Here is a 13,939-nt window from a genome sequence, read left to right as displayed (position 1 = left end):
ACGTCATCGCTTTCATGCCTTACTTCCCATCAAGGTGCCTAGATGAACCAATGACCGCATTCTCTCCCTAAGAGTCACCTCATTCACACCCTCAACACCGGAACCTGATGAATCGGAGCACTCATCAGGGGAAAAGAATTCCCGATCATCCGATGGTTCGTAATAGACTTCGGTCTGGGGCGGCAGTTTTTCCCGGATGCGCTCCGTCAAGGATCGTCCAAGTTCATTGAATAGTTCCCAGTCAAATTCGTAGGGACGTCGCTTAAACTGGCCGTCATAGAGGGTTTGCCATTGCCGGAGATCCCTCTCAAACTCTTCATCCTTGATGCCCAACACATCCTCGGCCCTGACCTGTCCGGAGGTATCCCATAGCCCCGTAGAGAGCACATATGCCATAACCTTATATCGCTTCAACCCATCCCCCCTGTCAGACATTAAAAACCCCTTACGTTCCCTGCTCGCCAACCTTACATAGAAGGCATCATTTTTTACTAATAAATAAACGTAGCCCAAGAACAAAATAGGACATGGAAGGTAATCTGCAGCTGTCGGGAGGTCCTCAGCCACCTCGTAGACCGGGACAAGTAATGAGTCACCTCAGAAGGAGTTTGTTGGCCACGGACGATTGCCAACTATGACAGATGGTGCCGATTGACTTCGCACCAGCTCCTCCCTAAACTTCCCTTATTGAGAGCGACCTAACTACTAGAAGGGAGAGGCAATCATGAGATACAACGGTAAGACCCGCCAACAGTTCCTCAAGGAACTAACTGCTCACACCGCCCTTCTTGGTGCGGCATCTCTTGCTCCGGAACAATCACATGCAGGAGCAATACGCAAACCACCACTGATCCCCCAGCGACCGCTCGGAAATACAGGACGAATGGTGGGTATCTACAGCCTCGGTGCCCAAGCCACGGTAGAACAGGTTGGAATGAAGGACCAGGCCGTCGAGATAGTAAACCGCTGCATTAACCTTGGAATTAACTATATCGACACCTCCGCCGTGTATGGACAGAACGGGACAGCAAAGAAAACTCCTGAGATGCAGGGAACCAGCGAACGTCATGTGGGTGAAGTTATGAAAACCCGGCGTAACGAGGTCTATTTGGCCACGAAAACTCACGACCGAACCTACGATGGCTCCATGCGGTTGCTGGAGAAGTCATTGAAGAATCTCCAGACCGACCACATCGACCTGTGGCAGATCCATAACATCAAAGGAGGAGGAAAAGAAAACATTGATCAGATATTTGCCGACGATGGTGTGCTGAAGGCCTTACAGAAAGCCCGTGATGAAAAGATCGTAACCCATCTCGGCATTACGGGACATGCCGATCCAGATCCTATGCGCACCATCATCGAGCGGTTTCCATTCGACTGTGCGCTGATGGCTCTCAATGCCGCTGACAAACACTACAATCCCTTCATCGAAAAACTGATCCCCACGGCAGTAGAAAAGAACATGGGCATTATCGGCATGAAGATTCCGGCCCGTGACCGCATCTTTTCAAATGGCGGCATTATCACAATGAAAGAGGCCATGAGCTACACACTAACCCTTCCGGTCAGCACGATCATTGTGGGACTGGACAACATAGCTGAGCTGGAAGAGAACATCAGAATTGCACAGGAGTTCAAACCGCTTAGCGAAGAGGAGATGGTGGCGATAGAGGACAAGGTAAAGCCCCATCACGAGCATCTGATGTTCTACAAGGGACTAAGCAAGTGGCCCAAAGGATGGTCGGGTAACAACGTGTGAGCATCTGCATCTTTCACTTGTGGAGTATATTTTTGCACATTCAGCGGCTTCTACCTTGATCCCGAAAGGATATACCTATGATTATTCAACTTGCTCACATCTGCATTCATTCCAATGATCTTGATGCCACTGCCCGCTTCTATTTGAATGGACTTAACCTTGAGCGGGGATTCGAGTTCATTAAAGACGGCGAACTCTTTGGCTATTACATTCATCTTGGGGAGAACAGTTTCATTGAGGTCTTTAAAGGCAACCCAGGGGACGTGGGAAACATCAACCATATCGCCATGCAGGTTGATAATATCGATGAAACGATCGCCCTTCTTCGTAATCATGGGTACGAGGCGGGCGATAAGTCTCTGGGAGCTGATCACTCATGGCAGGCATGGACCACTGATCCTAATGGAGTCAGGATTGAATTCCACGAGTACACGGCCAAGAGCCTTCAGCTAACCGGAGGACAATGTATTGTTGACTGGTAATAGGCAGGAGCTATTTCTTCGCCTTTTCCAGGAATGCCATAACGTTGCTCAAATCCTGAACAGCCTTAACCTTGTCATCTCGATAGACGACCTTCCCCTGGGGATCAACGACGAAAGTCCACCGGGAAGCGGTTGCTGTTCTACTAAGCTCAACCTCATCACCGCTGACGGTCCGCTTGAGACTCTTTTCCCCGGTGCGAACAGGCACACCAAAGGCTTCCGCAATCTTTCCATCGGGGTCAGACAGCAGGGTAAAATTAAGTCCTTCTGCTTGTTGAAAATATTTAAGACTTTGAGGTGAGTCTCCGCTGATACCGACGATCTCAACACCCTCATTCGAGCCTTTGCTGACAAAGTCCCTATAGCTGCATGCCTGCTTGGTACAACCGCCTGTCATTGCGGCCGGATAGAAATAGATAATGAGATACTTTCCCCCTACATGATCTTTCAGCATCCATGAGCCACCGTCCTGATCGACCGCTTTAAAATCCGGCACAGAATCCCCGACCTGAAGTCCTTTCTTCAGATCAACCTTGAACTTCTCCTTGGTCCAACCATGGACATTGTCATGAGCCTCAATATACACGGAGGACATGGAATCCGGGATCGTTACATTCTTCAAGTCCCTGGTAAACGGTTGGTCTTTGTGTGGATGTCCGAGTTCACGTGTTCCTATAATCTGCCCATCTTCAGATACGACCCTCCACATGTCGGCAAAGTGCTGCCGGTCGACATCTGCATGGTTCAAGGTAACGGCAACAGTCCAGCCTTCACTGCCTTTGGTTGCTTTGGCATCAACGATTTCTACCTGATTCGCAAAGGAATGGAGAGCGAGAAACAGGGTGAGGGTTAGGAATCCCAATTTAACTAAACGCATAGTGTCTCCTTTGAATATTAGTTGGACTGCGAGTTCACAACGGTAAATGCGACAACCCGGTTGTCAAAAAATGTGGGAATCACGAGCATCTTTTTGTCAGCGAGGTATTCAAAGTCGGCTGAGTTGATATTGGATTCAGTTGTATCCATCAGTATTACAGTCTTCCCTTCAGCCGTAATCAATGTCGTCCGGCCTTTCCAGTTGGAAGTAAAGAAATTCCCATAACCATCCGGTTTAAGACCGTCAATACCGGAGTCCGTGACAGCGATTGGTGATATCGCTTTTGTTTTTGGATCGATTGCGATGAGGTGCCCGTTTCTGGCATCACCGGCCAGCAACCGGCCCTCATGCATATGAAGCCCGTTCGGGCGTTCCATTTTGGAAGACTTCAACCAGGTCTCAAGTTTACCGGCACTCAGCCGGTAGATCCTGCCATTCTCTGCCGAGGAATCGCCCACATAAATATTGCCTGCTGCATCAGCCGCCACGTCATTTAGGAATACGGCCCCTGTAGCGGGATATCGCTTTAAGATCTCACCGCTGTTGAGGTCAACCTGGACCAGCTCATCGATATCAGAAACGTAAAGACTGTCTCCATGAATAATCATGCCCTTTGGGGCGTTCAACCCCGAAGCCCATTTCAGTTCAACAACCCTTCCCTCCAAATCCATCTTTGAAACAAACCCGGCACCGTTTTTCTCTGCCGGCTTTCCCGATACGTTGGATACATAGAAGAGATTATCGGCTGGACGGAACAGAACACATTCCGGAACTTCCAGTACGGGCTCAGAAGCCCATTGCCTACTTAAGGTGTATGAAGGAGCCGCCTCAACCAAGGTTGACGACAGCAGCATGGTTATTCCTAGGGTGATTTTCAACATGATGGTTCTCCTATGATCCCTTAGGTAAGCGCAGGTCTTTGTTTTTATAGTATTCCACCTTACCCTGCTCGGCAAAGCCCCCGACTTTATCAACAAGTACCTTCCTCTGATCGGATGACAACTCTGAAAATCTTCTTACGATCTCTGCCTTCTCTTCCACAAATTCCGGTTTTTCGGCTCCGGTAATCAGCACGCTGATTGGAAGCGACAGGGCGAACATGATGCATTCGTCTATAGATAAGGTATTAGGGATGACCGGGTCTTTCGAAGTCCACCTTACTTTTCCGTTCATCTCCTTGTGAGCAAAGAATCTGCCATCGGCCAGCGTCTTCATGGCCAGCACTCCGACATTGTGTTCGGCCATCTTCGGCAACGTGGTCTGGATAAAGCTGTGCTTTGCCGCAGCATCAACCGGGTTGATCGGGAACTGGCAGGCAGAACAGGCGGCAAGCACTTCTTTGTGCTCGGCCATCCGGATATGGGCATAGGGCGATGCATGGCCGGTAAATCCAATATGCTTCACCTTACCTTCCTGTTGCGCCTTGAGTGCCTCGTCCAGCACGCCTTTGGTCAACCGGTCGTCGGCATCTTCAGGAGTCTTCAGCGAGTGAATCTGCCACAGATCAATGACATCGGTTTTCATCCGCTTAAGCGATCCCTCCAGATGCAGGCGGGCAGTAGCGGCATCTTTTGCCTGGGTTTTTGTCATTAGAAAAATATCATCACGATACTTCGGGATAAGATACTTTCCATATCGCTCTTCGCTACGTCCTTTTCCATAACTTTCAGCATTATCGAAGAAACGGATTCCAACTTCCAAAGCCTTTTCGATGACAGCCTGCACCTGAGCTTCATCTTCCGGCCAACCGACATGAAAGCCGCCTAAACCCAGGCTGGTTACTTTTTCTTTACACTTACCCAGGGTTCTTTGAGGAAGAACAGGACCTAATCGATCCGAGGTGGAACCGCCTGAAAAAGCCACTGGCGGGGCGAGAACGGTCCCTGCAACAACCAGATTCTGAAGTACGTCTCTTCGTTTCATGAAGGAAACGATAATCCGTTCAAGGAAAAGGTTAAAGGGAAATAGGGATAAACATGTTTCCGTAAAATAAAAATTGGACATACATGTTTATTTGAACGGTCAGATCAAACCTTCCGCTTGCAAACCTGTGCGTCGCACCGTATACGACAACCAACTCTCAGCTTTAAGGACACCTATGAACGTACTTGGAAAAACCGGCCTCAATGTCTCCCCCATCGGCTTTGGAGGAATCGTAGTAATGGATTACGAACCAGAGCAAGCTTCAAGGATAGTTGCAGACGCCGTTGAATTCGGCATCAACTATTTTGATGTTGCCCCCTCTTACGGCAATGCCGAGGAAAAACTAGGCCCCGCACTTGAGCCATTCCGTAAAGATATTCACCTGGCCTGCAAGACGCACCTAAGAGACGCCAAAGGAGCCCGTGAGACACTCGACCAGTCACTGGAATACCTGAAGACGGATTATTTCGACGTGTTCCAGCTCCATGCAATTACCGACGTAGAAGAGGATGTGAAGGCGGTCTTTGCAAAGGGCGGTGCTATGGAAACAATCCTTGATGCAAAAAAGGCCGGCATTATCAAACATGTGGGGTTTTCAGCTCACTCGGAAGCGGCCGCCCTGGCTGCATTGAATGAATATGATTTTGATACGGTGATGCTGCCGGTCAGCTTTGTTCTGCACTACCAAAAGCAGTTTGAATCCAAGGTTCTGGAGGAAGCTAAGAAACGGAACTGCGGTATTATTGCCCTAAAGACACTGTCGAGCAACAAACGTCCGGATGGCCAGACACCCATCAAATATAAGAAATGCTGGTACGAGCCAATCGACGATCCCGAAATAGCTGAACTGGCCATGTGCTGGACCCTATCGCAGGGAGTATCACTGGCGGTATCCCCCGGCGAAGAGGTACTGCTGAAAATGATGATGGAGCTGTATCCAAAGCTGCATAAACTCAGTGAATCAGAAATAGAAACGCTGAAAGCTTACGCTGCGTCACAGGTTCCCATATTCTAGGATCGATCTGATCCGTTTAGAGGCTCTTTAGAATTCGAGAAGGTCAACTAGCATTCCCTTCTCCACATTTGGTTTCCATTCATCTTTCACGTACTGGTTGTGAATCGGATGATTCGAATATATATCGGCTCCAGCCTGATCATCGAACACCAACCGCAAACAATACTCATAGTCCATTTTACCCGAACGAACTTTCAACAGTTCAAACCCCTTAACAACCGGGATTTCCTTCAAAATGACTATTTTCTCGAAGAACACTTTTTCTTCATGGGAGCCTGAATCGTGCTTCAGGCTAAAATACAAAAGGCGGGTTACAGTTTCTGCACACGTAAGCGAAACGCATGCAAACAGAACGGTTATCAATACGATGTGTTTATTCATTTTCATCACCTTTACCTCCAGCTTTCCTGCAACTCTTTGTTGACCCTCCCCCGATCAAATACATCGGGATTCCAGCCCGGCTCCATAGACTCCAGCCATTCAAGCAGGGCGTCCTGATCCTCATCGGGGCTTTCATCATTGAAGGCCATAACCAGATCCTCGTATCCCGGAATACTGCCGCAGTCTTCAGGCGGACAGGCACGTGCACCATCAAGGCAATCGGGAAGAGTAGAGTTTGAGTCCACGGGAGAAACCTTTTCGATGGTGATCCAGTGTCGCCAGTCATCGCCAAAGTCATACTCATACAGGAAGCGTTTTATTCCCGACTTGATCAAATCAGACAGATGAACCGTACCTTCATCTTCCATGTCCATCTCAGGCAGTTGATTCGGGAAGGTGTATTTGGTGCCGTCGATGTCAAAGCAATGCAGGTGGCAATCTCTCCATCCCATAGCGGTCTGAATCACTGAATGGAGGTCTCCGAGTGAGCAGCTATCAGGCACCGCCACACGTCGCCAGATTAAGGGCTCGATAAACTCAAGTTCGATCTTCAGCTCTACCGAATTAGTTGCTGCCATGGTTTACGCTCCAATCTTTTTTACAATCCCAGCCCCTTAACCTGAAGCTCAAGATGATCATCGCTTTCATAGAGTTCACGATACTGGTTCTTATTTAAATTTCCCGCTTCATACTGTCTCCGAAGAAAGATCATCAGTCTCCAGGAATCAGGTTCCGGTCTGTCGAAATCAAAGTCTATGCCGTCGGTACCGTCTGTCCTGAAGATATCAACCCCCACGCCATGAGGCCGACAGTGCCAGTTGGTTCCGGGGATTTCCTGCACATCATCCAGGTCAAGGTTGAGCACCTCAAAAGGTTCATCCACCTTGTATGAACGCTTGAGCACTTCCTCGGCCCATGCCCGTTCCGCATACCAAAGGTTAATCAGATTTTGAACCAGTTCCTTGTCAGTCATCACGTAATCCTCGTACACACATGCGATTGTTGAAGATTATCGCTCTGACTATTAAATTCCAATAAGAATCAATTACGGGCTTAGAGGTAAGGGCTGCAAGGATCACCCACAGCCGCACCAGCATCCGACAGAGGTCGTTGATCATCTGAGAGTGCCCGGAGTCGGTGGCGGTGGGTTACCTGTGGGCGAATGCGTCAACCGCCGAGGACTTTGTCAACGTCCTTGAGATGAAGAACAAGTTTAGAGCCCTAAATCATGGTTTCTTAGACAAGCAATCCGGAAAGTAGCTAGAGAAGAGCATCACTAGCCTATCCGGCAGATGCTCCTCTAATGAGCATCGCCTAGAGTAGTCCATAAGTTGATACAGAGCATTTGCAGTATCACAGCGATTATCGATGATGGCTTCATACTCCTCAAAAATCAGGCGGTGTGCAAATATCTGTGCTGGGGAGATAGAAATAGCACTGTCTTTTTCGTTTAGAGAGATCCAGTGTCGGCGATCTTCATCACTAGCCATATCCAGTAGGTGCTTCACATAGGGAACTCCATCCATCACATGGTACTCCAGAACAGGCTCTTGGTAGATCTGCCCCTCTAATGCCCCCGGCCAAGGCGTCCTGTACCCCATACGTTTGCCCATCTCTGACAGCTCATCACCGAACTCTCTACCGCCATTGCAATATCGAATTACCATCTCTTCCCAGAATTCATTGTCATAGCGTTCTGAATCCACCTTGTACTTCGGAGCCACACAGGAGAACTGCTTCGTCGGCCTACTCGCTCCAAAGTCACGAACTGATTCGTAATCCAGAACAAACTGACTGGCCAGCTCCGGCAGGTATTCCCGATAGATCGGTTCCCAGTTGAATTTGTAGGGATTGTCCATAGTGCTCCTTGAAATTGAAGAAGCATATTACTGGATCAACCGACCCAAGTACATTTGATTTGCAGACTGCTGTGACTCATGCCGGAGGCATCCAGGGAATAGAGCCCCGGAAACTCAAAAATCAACACCCCGGAATAAGCCAATCTGAGCCCTCAGGCTTGCGGCCCTGGTCGTCATATTGCTGAATTAACCGGGAGTCAGCACAGGCCATTCTCGCAGCGTTTTGGGGTGGTTAAGAATGATGATTGGTTGATACTTGGTAGGTCTGGTTTTTGGAACGGTGCTTCAAACTGGAAGGTCATAGCTTTCAGGTACTCTCGACACATCGGCTCCCTGTTGAATCTGTAGGGGTTGGTTGACATGTCATCATCATAGTAAGATTCTATCGTCGAGGGACGCTGAGTTCATAATCATACAGTTTACCGTCCTCGTGGACTAAATCCATAGTTATAACTTTCGTTGATGGCATCAGAACAACCTCCATCTGCGTTATAGGCATACCGGGGATAAATGGCGCAAAGGCGAATACTTGATCTTTTAGATCGTATAACTGGCCACTAATTAGGGCGACTTTCTTATCAGGAATAATCTGTGCGAATTTCTCCATGATAGAAACAGAGATAGTATAAGAAGTCAGGAAGCGATTTTCTACGTACTGACTCCCATTTTCAAATGGATCTTTTAGATGAACACCCCTATGCAACCAGAACTCACTTGTTGATATATCATACCCCTGTTCACGACAATGCTCAGCGAAGTTAGAGAAATATAAATTTATTAGTTCAGAGTTCGTGATGAGTAAATGGGTCAGCTCACCCACGGTAAATAGTGGCTCGCCAGTGGTTCTATATGGCTTGCGAATATACTCACACGGATTGTCCTCACGAGTCTTCAGAAACTCAACAACCGAGTCATATAAAGATTTAACCTCACGTGATCTAGTTGCAGATGCTCCCTTCACCCAAACGCCCGACATTATTGTTATGTATTTATCAAATTTATCCTCAGGAACCTTCTTCAAACATCTCTCCCTAAAATTGGCCTCCATGGTAAGCCGATTTCTTTCAAAGAAAGATAGCTCACATGAGATATACTCACAGCTATCGACAACCTTTTCTCCCTTGCCAGCTTCAGAAACCTCCAGACTGCACCCCTCATTATTCGCATTTAAAGCGAAACGCCGGCCTATCTCTGCATTATGAATATATTTACCACTACAGGCTCGACCCAATAGGGTTACATTATCCCTTAGCACCTTTTCGAAAGCCTCTTCGTTCAATTCAATAAGCTCATTCATTCAAAGCCACTCCAACAACTAGTAAAGTTCCACATTCTGGTCATGCCGCTTTGCATCCCAGTCATAACTCGATGCCAGCGACCTAAGAATCGTAGCGGTTCGAGGAAAGACCAGTTGCAGCTTCTCGGCCTCCTCCTGATATTTGTCAGCTAGGTTCCGTTCCTGATCACCACCCTCAAACATTGCTCTGCTAGTCGCTCCCCGTGAGTTGCTTCTACCGACCTGAACCGCAACATCAAGTTCTTTGCTTTTAATTGCTTCGATTACGTGTCGGACATTTTCGTGAGGCCATATACCATCCGCTCCTTCAGGACAGTGTGACAAACAATGCCCAATACGATCATCGCCTATTCCTGTTAAATTCTCTTCAAGAAGCGTTAAACGAACTTGCTCCACCCATCTTGAAAGCCCCTCTCTACTTACCACCTGCTCATCCCCCGCTTCCCATAGATTAATTTTATCAAGCAGTGTGAATGATTTTTCTGCCAGCAGCTTCCTCTGCTCCTGTTCGGCCTCAGCTAGCTCTTCCTTTTTATAAATCCAGCTCACCAATTGTGCAAAAAACGCTGGGTCAGCAGCAACTTTCTTGAATAGATATATTGGTGTGAAGCGATCAAACCGGAACATCCGAAGATAATTCCATTCAATTTCGATCATCATTTGATCATCGATTGAGCCGACGCCTTGCAGCACCTGAATTACTTCTTGGATATGGTATTGAACGGAAGCGAAAGGAACGTCTTCAATGTCAGCAGGATTCCTTATTATAGACAAAAGAATTTCGGAAGCTAATTCACAATCTATCCCTTGCTCAGGGTTGCGAGCATGTTTAGCCATTGCAATTGTATCGATTGCTGCCAACGGCCTATCATTTTCGAGCAATCGGCGAGCTACAATATTAATTGATGGAGCCTTATCCCCCCGAACATAGTAGCGCAACGCTTTACTCCAATACTCTCTCTGGCCAGCCTCATCAAGCTGCTCTATCCGCTCTAGCGTGTCTTCAGTTAGAAGGAAGTTAAGAAGTATTGTGGCCTTCATGACCGAATCCCACTCAGATCGGGAATCAAATAATTCCAAAAGCTCTCCTGTAGACCTACATGCCCACGAAGAGATAAATGATTTGGCCACCTGACTCGTGACCCCATCCCCCTCCACCCATTCAAACATCATTTCAGATACATCCTGGCCCATACTAGAATCATATAACGCTTCGCCAACTAAATAAGGATCAGCACAGGTGTCTGCTAACTGAGTTATGCCAGGCATGTCGTATTCCATATAAATAGCTTCAATTACTTCTCGTCGCTTACCTCTGACCAAAGCATCTCGCTCATCGTAAGAAACGTCCTTTTTGCTAACTGCATCAATTAGTGGAGCGTGCCTTTTATCAAAAAGATAAACATTATCCTCCACTAAATCTTGAAATTTAAAATGATCATGGACGGCCTCTAATCGAACGAGCAGAGCTTCGGGCCAAGCCCATTTAACATCAGAGAACTCCCTGTGACGGGATATGGTTTCTCTAAACTTATTTCGTATTTCATGACGGAGTTCGGGGTCGAGAGATTCGACATCAACAGCCATGAATTTGTCAACAATCGCATCCCTTTGATCAGGCTTATAGGAATCAAACTCCGATATTAGAGTCACGATGTCTCGATTAATATGATTGTTGAACTCCCGTATCAGCAGATCAACCATTGCATATACATAGCCGTAATAAGCAGGAACTGTGGTTGATTGTTCAATCGCCTGCGCCCAATCACGATACTCAGGTTCGTGAATCCCTGATGTAGTGCTATGCTTATCAACAAGTAACTCAACCATCAACTTCCATGCAACGTCAGGGAACTGCGGAATTAAAACTTTGTCAACAATCTCAAGTCGCTCATCATGAGTAGCATTCGTGTTATTTATCCATCCGAGAAACATGTCGCAAAGGGAGCTAAATGGTCTGTTAGAGTAGCTTCCCCCTGGATCAATCTGCGAGAGCTTAGCTAAGCATTGTGCGACTCTAGACAAATACTGCTTATTCCATGAGATCCCTTCCAGTCCCCAAAGCAAATTGGAATGATAGCAACCACCAAAAACGCCTGCCCCTTCTGCTTCAAACAACCCCAAGAGGGCCGGAGGTTCTCCTGTTGATGCATTCTCTACCGCCGTTAAATACTCTTCAGGGGCCGCCTCTGCCAGTAGCTGAGTACAACTACCCAGTGAGTACCAATGCTTTGTTGTTTGATTACTCTCAAACAATGACCTTACAGCATAGTGGATTATGGAAGATGGATTAGTCGCTCCCAACACATCTTCATGGTCATCGATATGAGCGGCAAGAAGTGCCGCAGTGTCTGCAACAGCTTCCTTAAGATTGTTTGAATACTGAGGTGTCTCATTACTAAATGATGCTAAATGCCGTTCTTCCTCCGGCAGATCATAACCAGGGTCTTCATCTGAAAGAATTTGATTCATAACCTCCACAAACCTACCCAGTATCGTCTGTGATGCTAGATGTGCGATCCGCAGAAAAAAATCCATCTTAGAGATCACTTGCCATATGCTACCTATCAGGCGAACGGGAGGGTCGTCAGCCTTTGAAACCTCCAAGACAATTTTTTCAAAGTCTCCATAGGTCATTCCCGACAATGACTCTAATGCATTACGGTCATTTTCATTATCTTTGTTCCATTCCGATGCAAACAGGATTGCAAACAAGGCATCTGCAGATATCTGTTGCGGCCACTCCGGCCCAACATAATCTATTGGCTTCATAAGAGGATGCCTAAGCAATGGCTCAAAATACCCCTTTGTCTTCCGATATAGTTCATGAGAGGTCGCTTCATCGAATCCCAAAGCTGCGAACGCCTTAGTCTTTTCCATCCTCTGTAGCCGACCTAGAATAATCTCAGCCGGGGGATGACTTTTAGTGGTCGCCACAATCACCACGGTATGCCCGGAATTCGTTGCCGCCCCAATCTCATTGGGAATAAAGCCGTATGGGATTAAAATCAACGGGTTCGGTGATGGTGCCATCGCATCCCAGCCATCTTGATTTCTAACGATTAGACTCCGAGCAGACGCATTTTCATCCTGAAGTATTGTGGAAAGAACAAATCCATAAGCCTCGTCAGCAGACTCGGAAGCAACCCGAATCACATTATTCTGTTGTCGCATCTTTCCTGACAGGCAATTCACCTGAGAATCTCTTCCATATAGAAAGAACTCAGGCGTTAGCTTTGTCTCCGTCCTGGAAGAATGTGCCTCCCAGGCCTGACCCACATCTCTGGTATCCGATGTTCGCTTTCCAATCAACTCGGCAAACCAACGATGAACAGCCGGGCACTGCAACAACCACGAGCTTAGCTTCTCAGCGTTAAGCCCAATGACATTACCCCACTCTTTTGCCGACTTCTTGCTAGATACCCATTTATCACACCGAGTCCACAACCGGGATGTTACGAATACAAACGTAGACCGCTTTGGATCAAGGGGGGCTGGCTCCGCCAGCCGCTTAGCATAATCACCATCAGCTTTCCCTTTTACAGATGCGTTTGTCCCGAACTCCCAACCAGAATGCCCAGAAGGAACAAATTCATTACCTTCTTCAACCTCTAAAATTCCATCCCAACCACCAATCGCAATATCATCCCCAGAAGGAAATGATACGTTTTTGGGCTTACATGATGCCCGAATTAACTTATCGACCAACAGAGGAAGAATCTCTTCAGCCCGTCGCTTATTAGTCTCAGTCCAATGCCTGATATCGTTCGTAGTAACATGCCATCCGTCCACAATTCCCCCAGTCTGGATATACTCCATGATATGATTATGGAAAAAATATCGGATTTCCTTCTGTAGCTCAACCTCCAGAGCTAAAACGCAGAAAGAAATCTAATTTAACCACCCTTTCACCGGGGACATGGGGCAAACCGGCCCAAATGACCCTAAAACACCGGTAAACATGGGCTCCCCATGTCAATTCGGGGGTCTTGTTTGAGATGGGGTTGATGTGGGGGACGAGGAGCGGTAAAAGCCGATTTACGCTTCCAAAATAGACTCAAATGACCTCTCAACTGGAAATCCCCCCGTTTTTTTTAGCCCACTTCAACAAAAGCTAATCAGAGCTTGTTGACACGCCCCTAAAGCTACCCCATATTCCCCCGGAAAAGCACTTAAAACTGAAATACGTAGCGATGGAGATCGAGCCCGCTCGAAAACCCAAAACTACTTGAATTTATTAGGAAATATAACGATTTGGTGCCCAATTTGAGGCACAAGCCATAGATACAGGTTCGACTCCTGTTGGGCGCACCATTTCCCAAAAAGACCGCCGATTTTTGTGC

13 protein-coding genes are annotated in these 13,939 nt (G+C 47.4%); 3 read left to right on the top strand and 10 right to left on the bottom strand.

All coding sequences use genetic code 11. From position 1 onward, the window contains the following. Nucleotides 1-12 precede the first annotated feature (12 nt). Nucleotides 13-414: a hypothetical protein gene (locus E9954_RS01805; protein WP_168441893.1), complete on the bottom strand. Its 402-nt coding sequence runs from the start codon at nucleotides 412-414 to the stop codon at nucleotides 13-15. Nucleotides 415-724: 310 nt separating this feature from the next. Between E9954_RS01805 and E9954_RS01800 the strand changes: the two genes are divergently transcribed. Both E9954_RS01800 and E9954_RS01795 read left to right on the top strand, forming a co-directional pair. Further along, nucleotides 725-1,762, top strand: coding sequence for an aldo/keto reductase (locus E9954_RS01800; protein ID WP_136077536.1), 1,038 nt, complete (start codon nucleotides 725-727; stop codon nucleotides 1,760-1,762). A 77-nt stretch (nucleotides 1,763-1,839) separates the two neighbouring features. After that, complete coding sequence (locus E9954_RS01795; protein ID WP_136077535.1) at nucleotides 1,840-2,244, top strand: VOC family protein; 405 nt, start codon at nucleotides 1,840-1,842, stop codon at nucleotides 2,242-2,244. Nucleotides 2,245-2,254: 10 nt separating this feature from the next. Here the strand turns inward: E9954_RS01795 and E9954_RS01790 are convergent, their stop codons facing one another. From E9954_RS01790 to E9954_RS01780, 3 genes are read right to left on the bottom strand one after another with little or no spacing between them, the layout of a single operon-like run. Then, nucleotides 2,255-3,121: a peroxiredoxin gene (locus E9954_RS01790; RefSeq protein WP_136077534.1), complete on the bottom strand. Its 867-nt coding sequence runs from the start codon at nucleotides 3,119-3,121 to the stop codon at nucleotides 2,255-2,257. Nucleotides 3,122-3,138: 17 nt separating this feature from the next. Continuing rightward, nucleotides 3,139-4,002, bottom strand: a complete 864-nt coding sequence (locus tag E9954_RS01785; RefSeq protein ID WP_136077533.1) for an SMP-30/gluconolactonase/LRE family protein — start codon at nucleotides 4,000-4,002, stop codon at nucleotides 3,139-3,141. A 10-nt stretch (nucleotides 4,003-4,012) separates the two neighbouring features. Then, the gene (locus E9954_RS01780; RefSeq protein WP_136077532.1) at nucleotides 4,013-5,044 is read right to left on the bottom strand and encodes an aldo/keto reductase; all 1,032 of its coding nucleotides are present in this window, start codon (nucleotides 5,042-5,044) and stop codon (nucleotides 4,013-4,015) included. A gap of 175 nt (nucleotides 5,045-5,219) precedes the next feature. Here E9954_RS01780 and E9954_RS01775 point away from each other — a divergent pair, with 175 nt between their 5' ends. Then, nucleotides 5,220-6,059, top strand: a complete 840-nt coding sequence (locus tag E9954_RS01775; RefSeq protein ID WP_136077531.1) for an aldo/keto reductase — start codon at nucleotides 5,220-5,222, stop codon at nucleotides 6,057-6,059. 27 nt (nucleotides 6,060-6,086) lie between these two features. Here the strand turns inward: E9954_RS01775 and E9954_RS01770 are convergent, their stop codons facing one another. The 6 genes from E9954_RS01770 to E9954_RS01745 form a co-directional block, all read right to left on the bottom strand. After that, complete coding sequence (locus E9954_RS01770) at nucleotides 6,087-6,440, bottom strand: Dabb family protein (RefSeq protein WP_168441892.1); 354 nt, start codon at nucleotides 6,438-6,440, stop codon at nucleotides 6,087-6,089. 11 nt (nucleotides 6,441-6,451) lie between these two features. Beyond that, nucleotides 6,452-7,018, bottom strand: a complete 567-nt coding sequence (locus tag E9954_RS01765) for a plasmid pRiA4b ORF-3 family protein (RefSeq protein WP_136077529.1) — start codon at nucleotides 7,016-7,018, stop codon at nucleotides 6,452-6,454. Nucleotides 7,019-7,038: 20 nt separating this feature from the next. Continuing rightward, on the bottom strand, nucleotides 7,039-7,413 hold the full coding sequence (locus E9954_RS01760; RefSeq protein WP_136077528.1) for a DUF6896 domain-containing protein: 375 nt from the start codon (nucleotides 7,411-7,413) through the stop codon (nucleotides 7,039-7,041). Between the two features lie 253 nt (nucleotides 7,414-7,666). Next, nucleotides 7,667-8,299 carry a hypothetical protein gene (locus E9954_RS01755; protein WP_136077527.1) on the bottom strand — a complete coding sequence of 211 codons (633 nt, stop codon included), beginning with the start codon at nucleotides 8,297-8,299 and terminating at the stop codon, nucleotides 7,667-7,669. A 382-nt stretch (nucleotides 8,300-8,681) separates the two neighbouring features. Further along, the gene (locus E9954_RS01750) at nucleotides 8,682-9,596 is read right to left on the bottom strand and encodes a hypothetical protein (RefSeq protein ID WP_136077526.1); all 915 of its coding nucleotides are present in this window, start codon (nucleotides 9,594-9,596) and stop codon (nucleotides 8,682-8,684) included. A gap of 18 nt (nucleotides 9,597-9,614) precedes the next feature. Then, complete coding sequence (locus tag E9954_RS01745) at nucleotides 9,615-13,304, bottom strand: hypothetical protein (RefSeq protein ID WP_168441891.1); 3,690 nt, start codon at nucleotides 13,302-13,304, stop codon at nucleotides 9,615-9,617. Nucleotides 13,305-13,939 lie beyond the last annotated feature (635 nt).

This window comes from Pontiella desulfatans, from assembly GCF_900890425.1.
GTDB lineage: Bacteria > Verrucomicrobiota > Kiritimatiellia > Kiritimatiellales > Pontiellaceae > Pontiella > Pontiella desulfatans.
This window is presented reverse-complemented; position numbering and strand designations above follow the sequence as displayed.

Excerpts from the sequence above, each read along its gene's own strand:
- E9954_RS01800 (WP_136077536.1), top strand. The coding sequence starts at position 725 with ATGAGATACAACGGTAAGACCCGCCAACAGTTCCTCAAGGAACTAACT.
- E9954_RS01795 (WP_136077535.1), top strand. The coding sequence starts at position 1,840 with ATGATTATTCAACTTGCTCACATCTGCATTCATTCCAATGATCTTGAT.
- E9954_RS01790 (WP_136077534.1), bottom strand. The coding sequence starts at position 3,121 with ATGCGTTTAGTTAAATTGGGATTCCTAACCCTCACCCTGTTTCTCGCT.
- E9954_RS01785 (WP_136077533.1), bottom strand. The coding sequence starts at position 4,002 with ATGTTGAAAATCACCCTAGGAATAACCATGCTGCTGTCGTCAACCTTG.
- E9954_RS01780 (WP_136077532.1), bottom strand. The coding sequence starts at position 5,044 with ATGAAACGAAGAGACGTACTTCAGAATCTGGTTGTTGCAGGGACCGTT.
- E9954_RS01775 (WP_136077531.1), top strand. The coding sequence starts at position 5,220 with ATGAACGTACTTGGAAAAACCGGCCTCAATGTCTCCCCCATCGGCTTT.
- E9954_RS01770 (WP_168441892.1), bottom strand. The coding sequence starts at position 6,440 with ATGAATAAACACATCGTATTGATAACCGTTCTGTTTGCATGCGTTTCG.
- E9954_RS01765 (WP_136077529.1), bottom strand. The coding sequence starts at position 7,018 with ATGGCAGCAACTAATTCGGTAGAGCTGAAGATCGAACTTGAGTTTATC.
- E9954_RS01760 (WP_136077528.1), bottom strand. The coding sequence starts at position 7,413 with ATGACTGACAAGGAACTGGTTCAAAATCTGATTAACCTTTGGTATGCG.
- E9954_RS01755 (WP_136077527.1), bottom strand. The coding sequence starts at position 8,299 with ATGGACAATCCCTACAAATTCAACTGGGAACCGATCTATCGGGAATAC.
- E9954_RS01750 (WP_136077526.1), bottom strand. The coding sequence starts at position 9,596 with ATGAATGAGCTTATTGAATTGAACGAAGAGGCTTTCGAAAAGGTGCTA.